Annotated in this window: 3 protein-coding genes; all 3 read left to right on the top strand. The window is 70.4% G+C overall.

All coding sequences use genetic code 11. The features are described from left to right. Positions 1–7,762 (top strand): type I polyketide synthase (locus NE2_RS32235; RefSeq protein ID WP_174554005.1); only part of this gene is annotated, 7,762 nt, incomplete at its 5' end. A 27-nt stretch (positions 7,763–7,789) separates the two neighbouring features. After that, complete coding sequence (locus tag NE2_RS32230) at positions 7,790–18,595, top strand: type I polyketide synthase (RefSeq protein WP_063032249.1); 10,806 nt, start codon at positions 7,790–7,792, stop codon at positions 18,593–18,595. A 41-nt stretch (positions 18,596–18,636) separates the two neighbouring features. After that, the coding region (locus NE2_RS32225) for a type I polyketide synthase (RefSeq protein WP_444980080.1) at positions 18,637–24,725 on the top strand (6,089 nt) is incomplete at its 3' end.

Here is a 24,725-nt window from a genome sequence, read left to right as displayed (position 1 = left end):
CGGGCCGGTCGGCGCGGGCGCACACCCGGCCGCCGCGGCGGTGTGGGGATCGGTGCGCAGCGCGCAGTCCGAGCATCCGGATCGGTTCGCGCTGATCGACGAGGACCCCGCCGAGCCGCTGTCTGCCGACCGCATCGCCGCGGTCCTGCGTACGGGGGAGCCTCAGGTCGCGGTGCGCGACGGGCAGATCCTGGTGCCCCGGCTCACACGAGTGCCCACGTCGCCGGCTGCCCCGCCGACGCCGCTGGCGGACGCGACGGTGCTGATCACCGGCGGCACCGGTGGTCTCGGCGCCGTGTTCGCCCGCCACCTCGTCGCCGCACACGGTGTGCGACGGCTGGTGCTGACCTCGCGGCGCGGTCACGAAGCGCCGGGTGCGGCCGAATTGGTGCGCGAGTTGACGCAGGCCGGCGCCGATGCCCGGGTGGTCGCCTGCGATGTCGCCGACCGCGACGCGGTACGAGACCTGCTGGGCACCATCGCATCCGACGACCGGTTGGCCGTCATCCACACGGCCGGGGTCTTGGACGACGGCACCGTGGAGTCGCTGACCGACGAGCAGGTGGATCGAGTGCTGGCGCCGAAGGTGGACGGCGCGTGGCATCTGCACGAGCTGACCCGGGACCGCGATGTCTCGGCGTTCGTGCTGTTCTCGTCGATCGCCGGGGCGCTCGGCTCGGCTGGGCAGAGCAACTACGCGGCGGCGAACGGCTACCTGGATGCGCTGGCGCAGCAGCGGCGGGAAGCGGGCCTGACGGCGACAGCGCTGGCCTGGGGGCCGTGGCAACAGGACAGCGGCATGACCGGTGACCTCGACCGCGCGGACGTGGCGCGCTGGCAGCGAATGGGTTTCGGTCAGCTCGGCGAGGCCGAGGGCGTGCGGCTGTTCGACCAGGCCCTCACCCACCCCGAGGCGCAGCCGGCGCCGATCCGGTTCGATGCGACGGCAGTGCGCCGCCAGACCGATGTCGCCGCGGTTCCCGCGGTCCTGCGCGGCTTCGCGCGGCGCGCATCCGCGCCGGTGGCCCGGACGGCCGGCGCGCTCGGCGCCCGCTTGGCCGCGGCGCCCGATGCCCGGCGCGCAGAGCTGGTACTCGACCTCGTGCGAGAGCACGCGTCCGCGGTGCTGGGCTACACCTCGCCCGGCGAGGTCGATGTCGAAAAGCCGTTCAGCGCCATGGGTTTGGACTCGCTGGGCGGTGTGGAGTTCCGTAACCGGCTCGGCAAGGCGACGGGCGTGCGGCTGCCGTCGACCCTGGTATTCGACCACCCCACCCCCGCGGCGGTGGCGACATTCGTGCGGTCGCTCGTGGAACAGAAGGACGGATCCGCCGCCTCCGTGGATCGCGGCGCGACACCGATCCGCGCGGACGAACCGATCGCCATCGTCGGGATGGCGTGCCGGTATCCGGGTGGCGTCGGATCGCCGGACCAGCTGTGGGATCTGCTGGTGTCGGAAACCGACGCGATCGGCGAGTTTCCCGCGGATCGCGGGTGGGATCTCGAGCGGCTGTTCGATCCCGATCCGGAGCATTCCGGAACGTCCTACATCCGGGAGGGTGGATTCCTCACCGGCGCAGGCGATTTCGACGCCGGATTCTTCGGGATCGGGCCTCGGGAGGCGTCGGCGATGGATCCCCAGCAGCGGCTGCTGCTCGAGGTGGCGTGGGAAGCACTGGAAGACGCGGGAATCGACCCGGCGTCCTTGCGGGGCAGCGATACCGGTGTCTACACGGGCGTGATGTACCAGGACTACGCGGAGGTGACGCGCAAGGCCGGGGCCGAGGTCGAGGGCTATGCCGTCACCGGTGTCATGGGAAGCGTGGCCTCGGGGCGGGTGTCGTACGCGCTGGGTTTGGAGGGACCGGCGCTGACCGTCGACACCGCGTGCTCGTCCTCGTTGGTGGCGTTGCACACCGCGTGCCGCGCGCTGCGCCAGGGAGAGAGCTCACTGGCCCTGGTGGGTGGCGCGACGGTGATGGCGACACCGATGGTGTTCGTGGAGTTCTCGCGGCAGCGCGGGTTGGCCCGGGATGCCCGGTGCAAGTCGTTCTCGGCGGCCGCGGACGGGATCACCTGGTCGGAGGGGGCGGCCATGCTGGTGGTCGAGCGGCTGTCCGATGCGCGGCGGCTGGGTCACGACGTTCTTGCGGTCGTGCGCGGGTCGGCGGTGAATCAGGACGGCGCGAGCAACGGTCTGACCGCGCCGAACGGTCCGTCACAGGAGCGAGTGATCATGGCGGCGTTAGCCGATGCCGGCCTGACACCGTCGGATGTGGACGCGGTGGAAGCGCACGGGACCGGCACACCACTGGGCGATCCGATCGAGGCGAACGCACTGCTCGCCACCTACGGACAGCGCCGGTCGGAGCCGCTGCTGCTCGGGTCGTTGAAGTCGAATATCGGCCATGCGCAGGCCGCCGCCGGGGTGGGCGGCGTGATCAAGATGGTGCAGGCGCTGCGGCATCGGATGTTGCCCCGCACTCTGCACGTGGACGAGCCCAGCCCGCACGTGGATTGGTCGGCCGGGGCGGTCGAGTTGCTGACCCACGCTTGGCCCTGGCAGGACAGCGGGCGCGTCCGGCGTGCCGGGGTGTCGTCGTTCGGGATCAGCGGCACCAACGCGCATGTGATTCTCGAGGAAGCGCCCGCGCCGACCGGCGCATCGGACTCCCCGACCGGGCCGGACGACACGCGACCGGTCGACGTCGGCCGCACCTTCACCTGGGTGGTGTCCGCGCAGAGCCGGGAAGCGTTGCGGGAGCAGGCTGTTCGCCTCGCGCGGTGGTTGGGGTCGCATCCGGATGCGAAAGCGGGCGATATCGCGCATTCACTGTTGCGGCACCGCTCCCAGCTGGAGTGGCGCGCCGCGGTGGTGGGACGGGAATCGGCGGACCTGGCGGCCGGTGTGGCGCGGCTGGCCGAATCGGTTGCCGGCGACGGCGTCGTGTCCGGGCGTGCCGTCTCGCGTCGGGTGGCCTTCGTATTTCCGGGGCAGGGCAGCCAGTGGGTGGGTATGGCCGCCGAATTGCTCGCCGCGGGTGGGGTATTCGCGGAGGCGATCGCCGAATGTGAGGCCGCGCTGGCACCGTTCGTCGATTGGTCGTTGACCGCGGTGCTGCGCGGGGAACCGGGCGCGGCCGCACTGGAGCGGGTGGATGTGGTCCAACCGGTGCTGTTCGCGGTGATGGTGTCGCTGGCGCGGCTGTGGCGGGCGAACGGGGTGGAACCCGTTGCGGTGCTGGGGCATTCGCAGGGCGAGATCGCCGCTGCCGTGGTCGCCGGCGGGTTGTCGACGGCCGACGGCGCTAGGGTGGTCGCCCTGCGTTCCCGGATCGTCGCCGAGGAGCTCGCAGGCCACGGCGGTATGGCCTCGGTGCGCGCGACCACCGAGGTGGTGAAGCAGCGTGCGGCCGGTTTCGGCGACCGGATTTCGGTGGCGGCGGAAAACGGTCCGGGCGAAACCGTGGTCTCCGGTGAGGCATCCGCATTGGACGATTTCGTCGCCGCCTGTGCGGCCGACGGCGTGTGGGTGCGGCGGATTCCGGTCGACTACGCATCGCATTCCGCGGCGGTGGAAGCGATTCGGGATCGAGTGACAGCGGAGCTGGCCGCCGTCGAGCCGGGACCGGGTTCGCTGCCGTTCTTCTCGACGGTGACCGCGGATTATGTGGATACCGAACTGCTGGACGCCGGCTACTGGTACCGGGGGTTGCGCGCACCGGTGCGATTCGCGGAATCGGTGGCGGCATTGGCGCGGAGCGGAGTGAACGCATTCATCGAGGTCAGTCCGCATCCGGTCTTGACGGTCGGGATGGCCTCGACGGTGGAATCGCTCGGTATGGCCGATCGGGTGGCGGTATTCGGGACGTTGCAGCGTGATCGGGGCGGTCCGGAGCAGGTCGCCGTGGCTTTGGCGCAGGCACACTGCGCAGGCGTGGCGGTGGCGCCCGGCGCGCTGGCGGCCCCGGCCGATCGGGTTTCGCTGCCGACCTACGCGTTCGAACACCGGCGGTACTGGCTGCGGCCCGGCGCCGCGCCCGACGTACGGCAGTCGGGTCTGGCCGAAGCCGGACATCCACTGCTGGGCGCGATGCTGCGACTGCCGGATTCACCGGACGTGGTCTTCACCGCCAGGCTTTCGACGGCCGATCAGCCGTGGCTGGCCGATCACGCCGTCGCGGGCGTCGCCCTGCTTCCGGGCGCCGCGCTCGTGGAGCTGGCGTTGCACGTCGGGACACTGCTGGGAGCTCCGCGAGTGGCGGAGCTGGTGCTCGAGGCGCCGCTGCCGGTGCCTACCACCGGGGCGGTCGAATTGCGGGTCATGGCGGGTGGTCCGGACGAGACCGGGGCACGGCCGGTGTCGGTGTACTCCCGTGCGCACGACGCCGGCGAATCCGAGGAATGGACCCGGCACGCGGCAGGATCGATCACCACGCAGACGGAGGCACCGCCGGTCGGCTCGGCGACGGACACCTGGCCGCCCACGGGTGCGACGGCGTTGCCGGTCGAGGACGCGTATGCGGTTCTGGCCGAGCGGGGATACGAATACGGGCCGGTCTTCCAAGGACTTACCGCGTTGTGGCGGCGCGACGACGAGGTGTTCGCCGAAGTCGCACTGCCGGAATCGGCGCGGCCGCACGGCGGCGAGTTCGGGCTTCATCCCGCCCTGCTGGACGCCGCGCTGCACGCGATCCTGTTGAGCGACTTGCTCTCCGACGCCGGCGCCGACACGGTGATCGTTCCCTTCTCCTGGGAGAACGTCGAGCTGTACGCGACCGGGGCGGCGTCGTTGCGGGTACGAGCGGCACGCGCCGGCACCGATCGGATCGCGGTGAGCGTGACCGATGCCGCGGGTGCGGTGGTGGCCGAGGTGGCGGCGCTGACGCTGCGGCAACTCTCGACCGACACATTCCTGGCCGCTGCCCGCCGCCGCAGTGACGGTGTCGGTTACCGGGTGGAATGGGTAGCGGTGTCGCCGGACGAACCGGGTGACGTCGAATCCCGGAGTCCCGGGCAGGACGAGGAAGTCGTGACGGTGGCGGGCCGGCGGGTGGCGGTCGTGCGGTTCGACCCCGCTCACCCGGCGAGCGGTGGCGCCGTCGGCGATCTCCCTGCGGTCGTGCGGGATTCGGTTACCGAGCTGACGGTGCGAATGCAGCGGCTGCTGGCGCGCGACGAACCGATCGTGGTGGTGACCCACCACGCGGTGGCCACGCATCCGGGCGAATCGGTGGATCTGTCCGCCGCCGCGGCGTGGGGTCTGTTGCGCACGGCGCAGAGTGAGCACACGGATCGAATCCTGGTCGTCGATGTCGACGACCGCGACGATTACCGGCGTGCGGTAGCCGTGGCCGTGGCGATCGGTGACGAGCCCCAGCTGGCCCTCCGGCGCGGGGCGGTATATGCCCCCCGGCTCGGCCGAGGTCCGGGCGATCTCGTCGGCGCGAGCGAGCTGATTCGCTCGCGGGCATGGCGGTTGGCCCATTCCGGTAAGGGCACATTGACCGGTGACAACCTCGCCCTGGTAGAGGCGCCGGAGGAGTTGCGGGAACTGGCGCCCGGTCAGGTGCGGATCGCGCTGCGCGCGGCCGGCGTGAACTTCCGCGATGTGCTCATCACCCTGGGCATGGTGTCGGATGCGACTGCCGGATCCCAGTCGATCAGCGCGACCATCTGTGTCGAGGGCGCCGGCGTGGTGCTGGAGGTGGCGCCGGACGTCACCGAATTCGCCCCGGGCGACCGGGTTTTCGGATTCACGTCGGGGGCGGGCGCGGTGACGGTCACCGATCGGCGACTGCTCGCCCGGATGCCGCGCGGCTGGTCCTTCGCCCATGCCGCCGCGGTTCCGGTGGTGTACGCCACCGCCTATTACGGCCTCGTCGACCTGGCCGGGGCGCAACCGGGCCGGACGCTGCTGCTGCACGCGGCCACCGGCGGCGTCGGCCTGGCGGCGATCCAGTTGGCTCGGCATCTGGGGTTGCGGGTGTTGCCGACGACGAGCCGGCCCAAATGGGAGGTGTTGCGCCGGCTCGGATTCGACGATTCCGAGATCGGTGATTCGCGCACCGTGGAGTTCGAGCAGAAGTTCTTCGACGCCACCGCCGGCCGCGGCGTGGACATCGTCTTGAATTCGCTGACGCTCGAATTCGTGGACGCGTCGTTGCGGTTGATGCCGCGCGGCGGCAAGTTCATCGAGATGGGCCACCTCGACGAGCGTGACCCCGCGCAGGTGGCCGCCGATCACCCCGGCGTGGACTACCACCACTTCATGCTCCTGGACGTGCCGCCGGATCGGTTGGGGCAGATCTTGACCACCGTCGTCGGGCTCTTCGACACCGGTGCGCTGACGCCCTCGCAGATCACCGCGTGGGATCTACGCCAGGCGCCGGAAGCGTTCCGCCAGATGAGTCAGGCTCGGCATATCGGCAAGAACGTGCTCACCGTGCCGGCCCCGCTGCGGCCCGAGGGCACCGTGCTGATCACCGGTGGTACGGGCGGCTTGGGCGCCGTGGTCGCGCGGCAGCTGATCACCGGATACGGGGTGCGCCGACTGGTGCTCGCCGGCCGGCGCGGCCCGGCGGCGCCCGGCGCGGCCGAGTTGCGGGACGAGCTCGCCGCGCTGGGTGCGCACGTCGAGGTGGTGGCGTGTGACGCCGCCGATCGCGCCGCCCTGGACCGTGCGCTGGCGGCCGTACCGGCGGACCACCCGTTGACAGGTGTGGTCCACGCCGCAGGTGTGTTGTCGGACGGTCTCCTGGCCATGATGACGCCGGAGCGGATCGCGGAGGTCCTGCGTCCGAAGGTCGACGCGGCGTGGAATCTGCACGAGGCGACGAAGGACCTCGATCTGTCGATGTTCGTCCTGTATTCGTCGATCGCGGGCGTGATCGGCAATCCGGGCCAGTCGAACTACGCCGCCGCCAATGTCTTTCTCGACGCGCTGGCGCAGTATCGGCACGTCCACGGGCTGCCCGCGACGTCACTGGCGTGGGGATTGTGGGCGGAGAGCACCGGGATGACCGGCGCCCTCGGCGCCGCCGATATCGCCCGGCTGCGCCGGGACGGATTCCCGCCGTTGGACATCGACGACGGTATGGCGCTGTTCGACGCGGCCGTCGCCAGTGGCCGTGCGGACGTGGCCGCGGTCCGGATCGACCGTTCGGCGCTCGCCGCGGATGGTCGCTCGATCATGCGTGGGCTGGTGCGGCCGGCTCGTCGTCGCGTGACCGCTGCGGCGGCGAGCGAGTCGTCGACGTTGGCGGCGCTGGTGGCGGGTCGCACGCCGGCCGAGCAGGAACGTGTCGTGCTCGACGTGATCCGGACGCAGGCCGCGGCGGTACTGGGCCACGACGATGTGGGGGCGATCGCACCGGATATGCCGTTCAAGGACATCGGTTTCGATTCGCTCAGCGTCATGGAGTTCCGCAACCAGTTGGTCCGGGCGACCGGTCTGCAGTTGCCCGCGACGCTGGTCTTCGACTATCCGACCGCGGAGGAGCTGGCCGGCTTCGTGTACCGGCAGATCGCTCCGGCGCAGGATTCCGCGGAACGGATCGCGGCCGAGATCGACGCGCTGACGCGCAGCTGCGCCGCCGCCGAGTTGTCGCCGGAGGACCGGTCGCACGTGGCGCGCAGGCTGACCGCACTCCTGCGCCAACTCGAGGACGGCGCCGACGACAGCGGCCCCGATCGCGCCGTCGACCGCCTCGACACCGCGGACGACCGCGAGCTTTTCGACTTCATCGACAACCTCGGCTGAGCCGACGTTCTTAGGAGCTCCCCACCGATGGCCGACAACGACGAGCTGCGGCAATACCTCAAGAAGACCGCGAAAGAGCTGTACGAGACCAAACAACAACTCCGCGAGCTCACCGACCGGTCGACCGAACCCATTGCCATCGTCGGCATGTCCTGCCGGTATCCCGGCGGTGTGCGCTCGCCCGAGGACCTGTGGCGCCTGACCGCCGACGGTGTGGACGCGGTCGGCGGCTTCCCCACCGACCGCGGCTGGGATCTGCAGCGGCTCTACGACCCGGATCCGGATGTGCCGGGCACGGTGTACACCCGCGAAGGCGGATATCTCGATGCCGTCGGCGACTTCGATGCGGCCTTCTTCGGAATCAGCCCCCGTGAGGCCGCGGCGATGGATCCGCAGCAGCGCCTGATGCTCGAGGTGTCCTGGGAGGCCCTGGAGCACGCCGGCATCGATCCGATGTCGTTGCGCGGCAGCGGAACCGGCGTCTTCGCCGGAGTCATCCACCAGAACTACGGTCCGCGCATCGGCACGTCGGCGACCACCGGTGAAACCGAAGGCCACGCCTACTTCGGCGTCGCGAACAGCGTGCTGTCCGGCCGGATCGCCTACACCCTGGGCTTCAAGGGCCCGGCGATTTCCGTCGACACCGCGTGCTCGTCGTCCCTCGTGGCCATTCACCTCGCATGTCAGGCGTTGCGCAGCGGGGACGCCACCCTTGCGCTGGCCGGTGGCGTCACGGTGATGTCCGATCCGTCCCTGCTGATCTCGTTCGCGCGCCAGCGGGGGCTTTCCCCCGATGCCCGCTGTAAGGCGTTCGCGGCGGCCGCCGACGGCACCGGCTTTTCCGAAGGCGTCGGCATGCTGGTGCTGGAGCGGCTGTCCGAGGCCCGCCGGCTCGGCCACACCGTGCTGGCGGTGGTGCGTGGGAGCGCGGTGAATCAGGACGGCGCGAGCAACGGCCTGACCGCTCCGAACGGACTGTCCCAGGAACGAGTCGTCGCGCAGGCGTTGGCGAACGCGGGTCTGGGCGCCTCGGATGTCGACGTGGTGGAGGCGCACGGCACCGGGACCAAGCTGGGCGATCCGATCGAGGCGACGGCACTGATCGGCGTCTACGGGAAGGGGCGCGCACACGGACCGCTGCGTTTGGGCTCGCTGAAGTCGAATATCGGGCACACGCAGGCCGCCGCGGGGGTGGCCGGCGTGATCAAGATGGTGCAGGCGATGCGGCACGAGATGTTGCCGCAGACATTGCATGTGGATGCGCCGTCGCCGCATGTGGATTGGTCGGCGGGAACGGTGCGACTGCTGCGCAGCAGCGAACCGTGGCCGGCGGGGGAGCGCGTGCGCCGGGCGGGGGTCTCCTCGTTCGGGGCCAGTGGTACCAATGCCCATCTGATCGTGGAGGAAGCGCCCGCCGAGCCGGTCACGGCCCCGGCGAGTGCGGATGTGCCGGATCTCGATCCCATCGCGTCCGATGTGGTCCCGCTGGTGATGTCGGCCAAGTCCCGCGACGCGCTGCGGGCGCAGGCGGATCGCTTGCGGCAGTGGCTGCTCGGCGATCCCGATGCCGATCCGTGGGACGTCGCCCATTCGCTGACAACCTCGCGGGCGCTGTTGGATCACCGCGGTGTGGTCCTCGGACGCGAACGCGGCGAACTCCTCGCGGGTCTGGCCGATCTGGCGACGGGTGCGCCGAACACGATCGAGTCGAAAGTGCTTGCGGGACAGACCGCCTTCCTGTTCACCGGGCAGGGCGCCCAGCGGGCCGGGATGGGCGCCGGCTTGTACCGGGCGTTTCCGGTGTTCGCGGCGGCGCTGGACGAGGTGTGCGCGGAGTTCGATCCGCTGCTCGGCCGTTCGCTGCAGGAGGTGATGTTCGCCGGTCCGGATGCGGTGCTGGATCGGACGGAGTTCACGCAGCCCGCGCTGTTCGCGTTCGAAGTGGCGTTGTTCCGGCTGGTCGAATCCTTCGGTGTGACACCGGATGTGGTGATCGGGCATTCGATCGGAGAGTTGGCGGCCGCGTACGTGGCCGGGGTGTGGTCGCTCTCGGATGCGTGCGCGCTGGTGGCTGCGCGCGGCCGGTTGATGGGCGCGCTTCCCGCGGGCGGCGCGATGCTCGCCGTGGCGGTCGAGGAGGCGCGGGCGGTCGAGATCGCCGCCGATTTCGGTGGCGCGGTGGAGGTCGCGGCGGTGAACGGCCCGTCCTCGACGGTGCTGTCCGGAGATGTCGACGCCATCGCGGAGATCGAGCGGCGACTCGGCGGTCTCGGTGTCGAGACCAACCGGTTGCGGGTCACGCAGGCCTTCCATTCGGCGCGTATGGATCCGATGCTGGCCGAGTTCCGGTCCGTCGCCGAGAGCGTCACGTACCGCCCGCCGAGCCTGCCGGTGGTGTCGAACGAATTGGGCGATGTCGCTGGGGACGCGGTGACACACCCGGAGTACTGGGTGCGCCAGGTACGCGGCTGCGTGCGGTTCGCGCCGGGGGTTGCGGCGCTGGTGGCGGCGGGAGTGCGCCGTTTTGTCGAGGTCGGCCCGAATGCGGTGCTGGCGGCGATGACTCGCGAATGTCTGGCCGAGCTTCCGGAGGTCGAGCCGGCCGCTTCGGTGGTGGCGACAGCGCGGCGCTCGGTCGACGAGGTGGTGCGGTTCGCCACGGCGTTGGCGGAGCTTCAGGTGGCGGGTGCGGCGGTGGATTGGGCCCCGTGGTTCGTGGGCCGGAACGTGCGGCGAGTTCCGTTGCCCACCTACGCATTTCAGCACCGTCGGTACTGGCTGCAGCCCGCCGGCGAGGTGTCGCCGGCGTCGGATCATCCGATTCTGACCGGCGTGGTCGGGCTGGCGGGCAGCGACGAGTGGCTGTTCACCGGGCGGCTGTCGTTGCGCACTCACCCGTGGATCGCCGACCACACGACCTACGGTGTCGTGGTCGTGCCGAGCGCGGCCTTGATCGAGTTCCTGCTCGTCGCCGGCGGCCGGATCGGCTGCGGTGTGGTTGACGACCTCACTTTGCAGGCGCCGATTCTGCCGACCGCGGACGACGAGATCGAGCTGCAGGTCCTGGTGCAAGCGCCCGACGGGGCCGGGCGTCGCCGGTTCGAGTTCTATTTCCGGACCTCGGCGGACGACGACTGGGTACACAACGCGACCGGCGCGCTGGCGGCGCATCGGGACGACGACTCGGAGTTGTCGGCGCGGTTGCGGGCGGAGCCGTGGCCGCCGGCCGACGCGGAACGAGTCGATACCGCGGGACTGGCCGAGCGGATCTACCGGGACGCCGGGCTCGAATACGGTCCGGCGTTCATCGGGGTGCGCGCCGCATGGCAGCGCGGCGACGCGGTCTTCTCCGAGGTCGTCCTCGATACCGCTGCCGCGCCGGAGGCCGCTCGCCACGATCTGCATCCGGCCCTGCTGGATCTGGTGCTCCACGCGGGCTTTTCGCGGCTGATGTGGCGGGACGCGGACTTCCCTCCCGATACGGGCCGGTTGTTGTTCCGGTGGGGTGGTGCGCGATTCCACCGGCAGGCGGGTGAACGCCGGGCCGAGGTGACCTCGCTGCGGGTCGTCGCGATCGCGAGCGGGACCGAAACCATCTCCGTCGCGGCGGTCGATCGGAACGGCGACCCGATCGTCTCGGTCGACGCGGTGGTGATGCGCCCGTACGACCTCGGCGAGTTCCGGCGGACCCTGGCGCGCGACGACGTCGGCCTCTACGAGGTGCGGTGGGAGTCCGCGCCGGCGAGCCCGGCCGCGTCGCAGGCCCCGTCGATGGCGGTGCTCGGGCGCGCGCCGCTACCGGGGATCGCCGCCTGCTACGGTTCCGTCGCCGAAGTTGTTGCGGCCGAACGAGTTCCGGATGTGGTGGTGTGGCGAGCCGCAGCGCAGACCACTGTCGACGCCACCGATGTCGCGGGGGCGGTGCGGGCGCACGTGCAGGGCACGCTGGCGGTACTGAAGTCCTGGCTCGCGCGGCGATCTCTCTCCGACGCCAGGCTGGTCGTGGTGACGGCGGGCGGTGCCGGATCGCCCGAGGCGCAATCGGATCCGGCCGCCGCCGCGGTGTCGGGACTGGTGCGCAGTGCGCAGTCGGAGAATCCGGGGCGGTTCGTTCTACTCGACACCGACCCTGCCGTGTCGTTGGACGGTGATCTGATCGCGGCGGTGGTGCGCTCGGGTGAACCGCAGGTCGCCGTGCGCGGTCGGCAGCTGCTGATTCCTCGGTTGACGCGCGCCTCGGCAGCGGACGAGACCGGTGTCGCGGCGTCGCCGTGGGATGCGACGGTGGTGATCACCGGTGGCACCGGTGGCCTGGGCGCTCTGTTCGCCCGCCATCTGGTCGCCGAACACGGTGTGCGCAGACTGGTGCTGATCTCGCGCCGCGGCCCCGCGGCCCCCGGTGCCGACGCCCTGGCTGCCGACCTGACGCGGGCCGGAGCCGACGTCCGGATGATCGCCTGCGACATCGCGGATCGCGAGGCGGTGGCACAGCTGGTGGACACCCTGGATCCCGCCGCCGGGCCGATCGCGATCGTGCATACCGCCGGGGTGCTCGACGACGGCACCGTCGAGTCGTCGACTCCCGAGCAGGTGGATCGTGTGCTGGCGCCGAAGGTCGACGGGGCATGGCATCTGCACGAGCTCACCCGCGACCGCGACGTGTCGGCGTTCGTGCTGTTCTCCTCCGTCGCCGCAGTGCTCGGATCGCCCGGGCAGGGCAATTACGCGGCGGCGAACGGATTCCTGGACGCCCTCGCCCGATCGCGGCGAGCGGCGGGGATGGCCGCGACCTCGGTGGCGTGGGGGCCCTGGCATCAGGGCAGCGGCATGACCGGCGAGGTGGACGATGCGGCGCTGCGCCGCTGGGCGCGCCTGGGCCTGGGGCAGCTCGCCGACGCCGACGGTCTGCGCCTGTTCGATGCGGCGCTCGCGCACGTTCGACCGATACCCCTGCGATTCGACGCGACCGTCCTGCGCCGCGCATCCGACGCCGTCGCGGTTCCCGCCGTGCTGCGTGGATTCCTGCCCCGCTCGGCGCGACCGACGCGCACCGAATCGGCCGCGGCGTTGTCGCTGGGCGCGAGGTTGGCCGAGGTGCCCGAGGCACAACGCCGTGATGTCGTGCTGGAGGTGGTGCGCGAGCAGGTGGCCGCCGTGCTGGGGCACGACTCGGGCAACGATATCGGGCCCGACCAGCCCTTCGACGAGATCGGTTTCGATTCCCTCGCCGCGGTGGAGTTCCGCAACCGCCTGGCCGAGGCCACCGGCGTGCAGCTGGTGTCGACCCTCGTATTCGACCACCCGACCCCGTCGGCGGTGGCGAAACTCGTGCACTCCCGCATCGCGCCGGTCGCGGCCGGCGGACCCGCCGTCGAGCCCGTGCGCCGGGTGCGGACCGACGAACCGATCGCGATCGTGGGGATGGCGTGCCGCTTCCCGGGGGGCGTGCAATCACCGGACCACCTGTGGGACCTCGTCGCCTCCGGAACCGACGCGACCGGCGAGTTCCCGTCGGATCGCGGCTGGGAGCTCGAGCGACTGTTCGACCGGGACCCGGACAAACCCGGTACCGTCTACACCACCCGCGGTGGATTTCTCTATGACGCGGCGGATTTCGATCCGGGCTTCTTCGGGATCAGCCCCCGCGAAGCCGTCGCGATGGATCCGCAGCAGCGATTGCTGCTGGAAGTGTCGTGGGAGGCGCTGGAGCAGGCGGGTATCGACCCGGTATCCCTGCGCGGCAGCGATACCGGAGTGTTCACCGGCGCCGGCGCCTCGGGCTATGTCGACCGCGTCGAGGGCGAACTCGAGGGCTATCGGCTCACCGGTAACACCAGCAGCGTGATATCCGGGCGGGTGGCCTATGTGCTCGGGCTGGAGGGGCCGGCGGTGACCGTGGACACCGCATGCTCGTCGTCGCTGGTGTCGCTGCATCTGGCCTGCCAAGCGCTGCGCCAGGGTGACAGCTCGCTGGTGCTGGCCGGTGGTGTCACCGTCGCGGCCAGCCCCTATCTGTACGTGGATTTCGCGCGGCAGCGCGGTCTTTCGCCCGACGGCCGGTGCAAGGCCTTCTCCGCCGACGCCGACGGCGTCGCCTTCGCCGAAGGTGCCGGTGTGCTGGTGCTCGAGCGGCTCTCCGATGCCCGGCGCCGGGGGCACGCCGTGCTCGCCCTGGTGCGCGGGACGGCGGTGAACCAGGACGGCGCGAGCAACGGATTGACCGCGCCGAACGGTCCATCGCAAGAACGAGTGATCGCGCAGGCACTCGCCAATGCCGGGCTCGCACCCGCCGACGTGGACGCGGTGGAGGCGCACGGGACCGGCACTCCGCTCGGTGATCCGATCGAGGCCAACGCGTTGATCGCCGCGTACGGGCAGGACCGCGGCGACCGGGAGCCGCTGCGGATCGGCTCGATCAAATCGAATATCGGTCACACCGTCGCCGCGGCCGGTGTCGGTGGCGTGATCAAGATGGTGCAGGCGCTGCGACACGAAACCCTGCCCCGGACCCTGTACGCGGATGCGCCGTCCCCGCATGTGGATTGGTCCGCGGGCGCGGTGCGGCTGCTGACCCGGCCGGAACCGTGGCCCGCGGGGGAGAAGGTGCGCCGGGCCGGTGTGTCGTCGTTCGGTGTCAGCGGCACCAACGCCCACGCGATCCTCGAGGAGGCGCCCGCTACCCCGTCGGACGTCTCGGCGCCGGCCGCCGCCGGCCCCCGACCGGCAATGCCGTGGCTGGTGTCGGCCAAGAACGAGACCGCCCTGCGGGCGCAGGCGGTCAAGCTGCGGAACTGGCTGCTCGACCACCCGGATGCCGATCCGGCGGATGTGGCGTATTCCCTGGCGACCGCACGCACGCAGCACGAGTGCCGGGCGGTGGTGCTCGGTGGTGATCGCGAGCAGATGTCGGCGCGACTCGCGGCGCTCGCGTCCGGAACACCCTCGCCCGCAGTGATTTCCGGGACGGTGCGCACGGGCAGGACGGCCTTCCTGTTCACCGGCCAGGGTGCGCACCGCGTCGGAATGGGCGCGGAGCTGGCAGCGGCGTTCCCGGTATTCTCCGGAGCGCTGGACGAGGTGTGCGCCCGGTTCGATCCCCTGGTGGGATGTTCGTTGCGGCAGGCGATGTTCACCGGGCGCGGAAGCGACGCGGCCGCCGCGGAGACCGGGATGCTGGATCGGACCCGGTTGACCCAGCCCGCCCTGTTCGCCTTCGAAGTGGCGATGTGCCGGCTCATGGAGTCGTTCGGTCTGAGTCCCGACCTGGTGATCGGCCATTCGATCGGCGAGCTGGCCGCGGCGTATGTGGCCGGCGTGTGGTCGCTCGACGATGCCTGCGCACTGGTCGCGGCCCGCGGACGGTTGATGGCGGAGCTGCCCGAGGGCGGCGCGATGCTCGCGATCGCCGCATCGGAAGCCGAAGTTGCTTCGGCGACAGTCGAATTCGGGAATCGTATCGCCATCGCGGCGGTGAACGCGCCGGCGGCCGTGGTGGTCTCGGGTGACGAAGACGCCGTCGACGAGGTCGAGCGGCAGTTCACCGAGCGGGGCCGCCGGACGAGTCGATTGCGGGTCTCTCACGCGTTCCATTCCGCGCGGATGGAGCCGATGCTGGCCGAGTTCGAGCAGGCCGCGGCCGGCGTCTCCTTCGGCGACCCCCGCATTCCGCTGGTGTCGAACGTCTCGGGCCGCATTGCCGGCGAGGAGATCTCGGAGCCGGGGTACTGGGTGTCGCAGGTGCGTGCCGCGGTGCGTTTCGCGCCGGGTGTCGAGACTCTGGTGGCGGCGGGCGTGCGCCGCTTCCTGGAAGTCGGGCCCGACGCGGTGCTGGCGGCGATGACGCAGCAGACCCTTCCCGCGGAGATCGAGGAGCGCTCCGCGGTCGCCGCGGCGGCCCGCCGGGAGCACGACGAGGTCGAGCAGTTCCTGACACTGCTCGGCCGAGCGCATACCGCCGGACTGCCGGTCGACTGGACTCGCCTGTTCGCCGACCGCCGCAATACCCGGGTCGCTCTGCCCACCTACGCCTTCGAACATCGCCGGTACTGGCTCGACCCCGCCGCCGGGGACGCCCGGAATACTTCGGAGCATCCGCTGCTCACCGACGTGGTGCGCGTGGGCGATCGCGACGAGTGGCTGTTCACCGGGCGGCTGTCGCTGCGCACCCAGCCCTGGATCGCCGACCACACCAGCTACGGAGTGGTGCTCGTCCCGAGCGCCGCGCTGATGGAGATGCTGGTGGTCGCCGGTCGGCGGATCGGATGCGGCACCGTGGACGAGCTCACGCTCGAGGCGCCGATCCTCCCGCCGGCGCAGGGCGATGTCGAGCTGCAAGTGCTCGTGCGGGAACCGGATCCGACGGGCCGGCGACCGTTCACCTTCCACTACCGGCTGCCCGGCCGGGACCTGGAATGGGCGCGCAATGCCAGTGGTGTGCTGAGCGGCGAGCAACCGTCCGGCCCCGAACTCACCGACATCCTGCGCACCGAGGCGTGGCCACCGGCCGACGCCGAGCCGGTCGATCCCGCATGGATCCCTGCTCAGGTCGCCCGGGTCGCCGGCCTGGAATACGGGAGCTCGTTCATCGGCATCGACGCCGCATGGCGCCGGGGTGACACGATCTTCTCCGAGGTCACCTTGAACCGCGAGGTCTGGCCCGATCGGTTCCAGTTGCATCCAGCCCTGTTCGATATGGCGCTCCATGCCGGACTCGTCTGTTTGATCTGGTCCGACGACCCTGGTGACCGTAGCGAGGGCAAGCTCCTGTTCCGCTGGGGCGCAACGCGATTCCATACCACCGCACGGGTGACCACCCTGCGGGTGATGGCCGTCCGGCGCGGTAGCGAGACGACCAGCGTCGTGGCCGTCGATCAGGACGGAAATCCGGTGTTCTCCGTCGACGAGGTGGTGATGCGTTCCTACGATGCCTCGCAGTTGCGCGCCACGCTGCCGGGTGCGCGTGCGGGCCGATACGGGTTGCGCTGGGCGGTCGTCGAGCCTGGCGAACCGCTTCCGGGCCGTATCGCCCTGCTCGGGACCGCGCGGGTGCGCGGAATCGAGGAGCGGTATCCGGATCTCGCCGCCCTCACATCGGCGCCGGCCGTCCCGGATGTCGTCGTGTGGCCCGAATTCTCGGGAACGCAGAGCGATTCGCCGTTGTCGGCGAACGACCGCGTGAGAACGGCCCTGCGCACGGTGCGCGACTGGCTGGCGGAGGCTCGCTTCGCGCGGTCGCGGCTGGTGGTGCTGACCGACCGTGCGGCGGCGCTGCCCGGCGAAGCTCCGGATACCGGATCGGCGGCGATCTGGGGACTGATCCGCAGCGCCCAGACCGAATATCCGGAACGGTTCGTCCTCCTCGACGTCGCCGAGGGCGCGGACCACATCTCGGCCGAGCGGATCGCCGCCGCGATCGCGACCGGTGAACCACAGATGGCGCTGCGCGCCGGCCGCCTCCTGACGCCGCGCCTCGAGCCGGTGACATCCGTTGCGGCCGAGCCGGTTTCGTTCGGGACCGGAACCGTCCTGATCACCGGCGGCACCGGTGGGCTGGGCGCGTTGCTGGCACGACATCTGGTCACCGCGCACGACGTGCGACGACTGCTGCTGGTATCGCGCCGCGGCGAACGTGCCACCGGCGCAACCGAACTCGCCGAGGATCTGGCGCGTCTCGGTGCCGACGTGCGGATCGCCGCCTGCGATGTCGCCGACCGCGATGCGTTGCGGGAGGTGCTGGCCGGCATTCCCGCCCAGCACCCGCTCACCGGGATCGTGCACGCGGCGGGCGTCCTCGACGACGGCACCGTCCACACGCTCACCGGTGCACAGGTGGATCGGGTGTTCGCGCCCAAGGCGGCCGCCGCCGAGTACCTCCACGAACTCACCCACGCGATGAATCTCGAGGCGTTCGTGATGTTCTCCTCGATCGCCGGAATCATCGGATCGGCGGGGCAGGCGAATTACGCCGCCGCGAACGCCTTCCTGGACGCGCTCGCCGCGCGACGCCGCGCCGAAGGGCTACCGGCCGTCGCACTCGCCTGGGGTCCGTGGCAGCCGGACATCGGCATGACGGGTGGTCTGGATCGCACCGCTCTCGGCCGATTGGAGCGCCTGGGTCTGGCGCCGCTGAACCGCACCGAGGGCCTGCGGTTGTTCGACGAAGCCCTCGCCGCGGGCGAATCGTTCTCGGCGCTGATGCATCTGGATACCGGGAAGTTGCGGTTGGAGGCGTACGACGGCCTGGTACCGCCGGTATTGCGCGGTTTCGTTCGCGCCCGCGGCCGTTCGGTCACCGCGGTCGCCGCCGAACCGGCACTGGGGGAGCGGCTGCACGGCGTAGCCGAGGCGAAGCGCCCCGCCATCGTCCTGGACGTGGTGCGCGAACAGGTGGCCGCCGTGCTGGGCTACGACTCGCCCGACGACGTGGGGCCCGATCGCGGGTTCGACGAACTCGGCTTCGATTCCCTCGGTGGTGTGGAGTTCCGGAACCGGCTGTCGAAGACGACCGGACTGTCGCTGTCCTCGACCCTGGTGTTCGACTATCCGACCGCGCGCGAGGTCGCCGACTACGTGCTGGCACAGATCGCGGCCGCCGCGCCTGCCCCGGCGGCGCCCGCGGCGTCGGGCGATATCGCCCGGCTCGAGGCACTGCTCGAGCGGATCATCGCCGCCGGCACCGGTAACGACGAGATCCTCGCCGGATTGCGGGGAGTCGACGAGCGCCTGCGCACCTTCCTCGGTGCCGAGACGACCGTGCACGAGTACGACGACCTCGAATTTTCCTCCGACAGTGAGCTCTTGGATTTGATCGACAAGGAGTTCGGCCCGGCATGAGCAACCCCGAGACCAGCAACGAGGAACGGCTCAGCCGGTATCTGCGGAAGGTCACCGCGGACCTGCGCGCCGCCAGGAAACATATTCAGCACCTGGAAGACCGGGCCGGCGAACCGATCGCGATCGTCGGGATGAGTTGCCGATATCCGGGTGGAGCCGACACTCCGGCGCGGTTGTGGGAGTTGGTCGCCGCCGGCACCGACGCCGTCGGTCCGTTCCCGGCCGATCGTGGCTGGGATCTCGAGCGTCTGTTCGACCCCGACCCCGGTACGCCGGGAACGGTCTACACGCGCGAAGGTGGATTCCTCGATGCCGCGGGCGATTTCGATGCGGGATTCTTCGGCATAGGCCCGCGCGAGGCCGCGGCCATGGACCCGCAGCAGCGGTTGTTCCTGGAAGCGGCCTGGGAGGCGCTGGAGGACGCCGGGATCGATCCGATCGCGTTGCGCGGTGGCGACACCGGGGTGTACGCGGGTGTGATCCATCAGGACTACGGGCCCCGCGTCGGTTCGCCGGGCCTGACCGCGGAGTCGGAAGGCCATGCCTATCCGGGTGTTTCGTCCGCGGTCCTGTCCGGTCGGGTCGCCTTCACCTTCGGATTCAAGGGCCCCGCGCTTTCGGTGGACACCGCGTGTTCGTCGTCGCTGGTCGCGCTGCACCTCGCCTGTCAGGCACTGCGTCAGGGCGACACCTCGCTCGCCCTGGTCGGCGGAGTCACCGTGATGTCGGATCCCACCCTGCTGATCGCCTTCGGCCGGCAGCGTGCGCTGTCCCCGGACGGACGGTGCCGGGCATTCGCGGCGGGAGCGAACGGGACCGGATTCTCCGAAGGGCTCGGCATGCTCGTCGTGGAGCGCTTGTCGGACGCGCGCCGCAACGGTCATCAGGTCCTGGCGCTCATTCGAGGCAGCGCGGTCAACCAGGACGGCGCGAGTGCCGGACTGACCGCGCCGAACGGGCCGTCGCAGGAGAAGGTGATCACCGATGCGCTCGCCAACGCCGGTCTGGCGCCCGCCGACATCGACGTGGTCGAAGCGCATGGCACCGGCACGACGCTCGGCGACCCGATCGAGGCGCAGGCGTTGATCGCCACCTACGGCCGCGAACGCGTCGCGGGTCCGCTCCGGCTCGGCTCGCTGAAGTCGAACATCGGGCACACCTCCGCCGCGGCCGGGGTCGGCGGGGTGATCAAGATGGTGCAGGCATTGCGGCACGATTTGCTGCCCGCCACTTTGCACGTCGACGCTCCGTCCCCGCATGTGGACTGGTCGGGCGGCGGGGTACGACTTCTCACCACGGCGGAACCGTGGCCGGCGGGCGAACGCGTGCGTCGCGCGGCGGTGTCCTCCTTCGGCGCCAGCGGTACCAATGCGCATCTGATTCTGGAGGAGGCTCCTGTTCCGGAGGCGGCACCCGCCGGCCCGGTGGACGACGGCGATCGTGTGCGGGCCGTGGGATCCGCTGTCTCGCCGTGGCTGATCTCGGCGAAGACCGAGGCGGGCCTGCGGGCGCAGGCGGGCGCGTTACTGAATTGGGTGACCGAACATCCGGACCTGGAAGTCGACGACATCGGCTGGTCGTTGGTGACGACCCGTGCTCAGCTGGAGTACCGCGGTTCGGTCGTGGCCGCCGACCGGGAGACGATGCTCGCCGGTCTGGCAGCACTCGCCGAACACGGTACGGCGACCACAGCGGGCGGCGTGGTGACGGGGCAGGCGGTCCCCCGGAAGGCGGCCTTCCTGTGTACCGGTCAGGGCGCGCAGCGGATCGGGATGGGGCGGGAACTGTACGCGGCGTTCCCGGTGTTCGCTGCCGCGGTGGACGAGATCTGCGGGCAGTTGGATCCGCTGCTGGGCGGCTCGCTCGCCGAGCTGATGTTCACCGGACGGTGGTCGGGCGGCGGTCTCGACGAGGCCGACGGCAATGTGCTCGATCGGACCGAATTCACCCAGCCCGCGCTGTTCGCGTACGAGGTCGCGCTGGGCCGGCTCCTGATCTCCTACGGCATGACACCCGATGTGCTGATCGGACATTCGATCGGCGAGGTGGCGGCCGCCTGTCTCGCCGGCGTGTGGTCGCTGCCCGACGCCTGCCGATTGGTGGCGGCCCGCGGGCGGCTGATGGGGCGGTTGCCGCGGGGCGGTGCCATGCTCGCTGTCGCGGCGAGCGAAGCCGAGGTGTCGGAGGTGCTGGCGGCGGTGGCCGGCGATAGCCGCCGGGTGTCCATCGCGGCAGTGAATTCCCCTGTCTCCGTTGTTGTTTCGGGCGACGATGATGCCGTCTCGGCAGTCGGCCGATGGTTCGCCGACCGTGGGCGCAAGACATCGCGCCTGGCGGTATCCCATGCGTTCCATTCGCACCGCATGGAACCCATGCTGGCCGAATTCGAGGCGGTCGCAAGGGATCTGACCTATCACCGTGCACAGATTCCGCTGGTGTCCACCGTGTCGGGCCGGATCGTCGGCGACGAAATACTGGAACCCCGGTACTGGGTCGAACAGGTGCGGGCGGCCGTGCGGTTCGCTCCGGGCGTGGACGCCCTCGTGGCAGCGGGTGTCCGCCGGTTCCTGGAAGTCGGCCCGGATGCCGTCCTGACGGCGATGGTCCGGGAATGCCTGCCGGAGAATATCGAATCGCAGTCGTCGGTCGTCGCGGGCGCGCGGCGGGGGCGGCCGGAGGTCGAGCAGCTCGTCAGCTGCCTGGCCCACGCGCACGTGGTGGGCTTCGATGTCGATTGGCCCGCGTTCTTCGCCGGACGATCGGTCTCGCGAGTGTCGTTGCCCACCTACGCTTTTCAGCGTCACCGCTACTGGCTCACGTCCGGCTCCCACATCGCCGACGTCGAGGCGGCCGGTCTCGGTGCGGTCGACCATGCGCTACTGGGCGCGGTGATCTCGGTCCCCGAATCCGATGGCCTGCTGTTGACGGGCCGGCTGTCGGTGGCAACACAGCCGTGGCTGGCCGACCACACGATCGCGGGGCTGGTGGTGTTCCCCGCCACCGGCTTCGTCGAGCTCGCGCTGCACTCCGGGATGCGGATCGGCTGTTCGACGCTGACCGAACTGGGGTTGCGGGCGCCGCTGGTGTTGCCGGAGTCCGGCGGCGTCGCCCTCCGGGTCGTGGTCGGCGGCCGGGACGAGGAGGGCGGCCGGACGGTGCGGGTGTTCTCCTGCCCCGACGGTGATTTCGAGGCGAATCCGTCCTGGACATTGCATGCCGAGGGTGTTCTCGCCGAGGGCCGGGACGCCGGCTTCGACCTGATGTCGTGGCCGCCGGTGGGCGCCGCCGCTGTCGACGTCGACGGTATGTACGACGAATTGCTCGATGCCGGATACGGATACGGCCCGGGGTTCCAGGGGGTGCGTGCGGCCTGGCGGCGTGGAGACGAGTTGTTCGCCGAGGTCGCGTTACCCGACTCGGTCGTAGCCGAGGGTTTCGGCATTCATCCGGCGCTGTTCGACGCGGCGCTGCAGCCGGGGATGGTCCGCGGCGCGGACGCAGCGTCCCCGGCGTTGCCGTCCGCATGGACCGGGGTGACCCGGTATTCGGTAGGGGCCGCGGTGGTGCGGGTGCGGATCGTCGTCGACGGCGACGAGTTCGGGGTGCGGATCGCCGACGATCGGGGGCGGCCGGTGTTGTCGGCGGCTGCCGTGGTTCCCCGGCCGATTTCGGCCGAGGAGCTGGGTGCGCGCCTGGCTGATCGGAATCTGTTCGATGTGGAGTGGGTCGCCGCCGCGCGGTCCTCGGTGGCGACCGTTGTGCCCGAACGTGTGGCGGTAATAGGTTCGCCGGCCGGCCATCCCGACCTCGAGACTCTGATCGACACTCTGGCCGCGTCCGAGGATTCGGTTGTTCCGGAGATCGTTCTGTGGGAGTGCCCCGAGTTCGAGGGGGCGCCGCCGGAGGCGGCCCGGCGCGTGGTCACCGGTGTTCTCGGCACGCTCCAGCGCTGGTTGAGCGATTCTCGTTTCGAGCGGTCCCGTCTGGTTGTGGTGACCCGATTCGCCGTGGCCGTCGATAGGTCCGACCCGGTGAGTCTGAGCCACGCCCCGGTGTGGGGTTTGTTGCGCGCCGCACAGGCGGAACATCCGGACCGATTCCAGGTGCTCGACCTGGACCGGGCGGGTTCGGAGCGGGACCCGAGCACTGCGGCGGCGTTGTCCGCCGCGGTTGCGGACGAGCCCGAAGTCGCGGTGCGCGGCGCGGAGGTGCTGGTTCCGCGGTTGCGTCGCCGCGAGTCCGGCGCACTCGTTCGGCCCGTGGAGCGGGGCACGGTGCTGGTTACCGGTGGGACGGGAGGGCTCGGTGCGTTGATCGCCCGGCACCTCGTCACGAATCACGGTGTGCGGCAACTGCTTCTGATCTCACGTCGCGGAACGGCGGCCCCCGGCGCGATGCGGTTGCGCGACGAACTGGTCGAACTCGGTGCGCAGGTGACTCTCGCCGCGTGTGACGTATCCGATCGGGCCGCCCTGGCCGCGGTGATCGACGGCATTCCCGGCGAACATCCCCTCGCGGGAGTGGTTCACGCGGCCGGAACGGTCGACAACGGTGTGATCGAATCGATGACCGGGGAACGGATCGACTCGGTTTTCGCTCCGAAGCTCGATGCGGCGTGGCACCTCCACGAGCTCACGCGCGATCGTTCGCTGTCGCTGTTCGTGTTGTTCTCCTCGGCGGGCGGGCTCGTACTGGCGGCCGGGCAAGCGAATTACGCCGCGGCGAACGTGTTCCTGGATGCGCTGGCGGCGCATCGCCGCCGTGCGGGATTGCCCGCGACATCGGTGGATTTCGGTCTGTGGGCGCGGTCGAGCGGGCTCGGCGTCGACTTGTCCGAGGCCGATTTCGAACGGATGCGCCGGCAAGGGTTCCCGCCTCTGACCGAATCGCAGGGTGTGGCGCTGTTCGATTCGGCGTTGGCCGCCGATACGGCTCAGTTGGTGGCGTTGCGGATCGATCCGGCGATGCTGCGCACCCGCGGTGCTGGGATTCCGGCGCTGGTCCGCTCGGTCGTTGCGGTCACCCCACGCCGGCAGTCGACACCCGCGGCGGGACCGGCATTCCTGCGGCTGCCGGCTGGTTCGTCGGACTCCGATCGTGCGGCAGCGGTGCTCGACCTTGTTCGATCGGTGGCTGCCGGTGTTCTCGGGCATCCGTCCGCGGATGCGGTCGAACCGCGGCGAGCGTTTCGGGAGCTGGGTTTCGATTCCCTCGGTGCGGTCGAGTTCCGGAACCGGCTCGACGCCGCGAGCGGTCTGAAACTACCGGCGACGCTCATCTACGACTATCCGACTCCTGAGGCCGTCGCGCTTTTCGTCCGTTCGGAACTCGAGGGCGTGCACACCGCCGATACCGTTGTGCCCGAGGGCGTTCGGACCGACGACGACCCGGTCGCGATCGTCGCGATGAGTTGCCGATACCCCGGCGGGGTTGCCTCACCGGCAGACCTGTGGCGCGTGGTCGCGGCGGGCACCGATACCACCGGGGTGCTGCCGGCGGATCGAGGCTGGGATATCGACGCCCTCTACGATCCGGAACCGGGAAAGGCTGGTCGTACCTACACCCGCAACGGCGGATTCCTCTATACCGCAGCGGATTTCGATGCCGACTTCTTCGGAATCAGTCCCAACGAGGCCACCATCATGGATCCGCAGCAGCGGCTGCTGCTGGAGACGTCGTGGGAGGCCTTGGAACGCTCCGGCGTCGACGCTAACGCGTTGCGCGGCAGTGCGACCGGGGTCTTCGCCGGGGTGTCGTTCCACGACTATCCCGCCAGCGCGAATACGGGATCCATCGTGTCCGGACGGGTTTCGTATGCCTTCGGCTTCGAGGGCCCGGCGGTAACGGTGGATACCGCGTGTTCGTCGTCGCTGGTGGCGATGCATCTGGCCGCGCAGTCGCTGCGGTCGGGGGAATGCGATCTGGCGCTGGCCGGTGGCGTGACGGTGATGGCGACACCGGATGTCTTCGTAGAGTTCAGCCGTCAGCGTGGCCTGTCTCCCGACGGCCGGTGCAAGTCGTTCGCCGAGGGGGCGGACGGAGTGGGTTGGTCCGAGGGCGTCGGTGTGCTGGTGCTGGAGCGGTTGTCGGATGCGCGTCGCAATGGTCACGAGGTTCTTGCGGTGCTGGC

Source organism: Nocardia elegans NBRC 108235, assembly GCF_001612845.1.
Taxonomy (GTDB): domain Bacteria; phylum Actinomycetota; class Actinomycetes; order Mycobacteriales; family Mycobacteriaceae; genus Nocardia; species Nocardia nova.
Note: the sequence above shows the minus strand (reverse complement) of the source record. Positions and strands in the feature narration are given on the sequence as shown.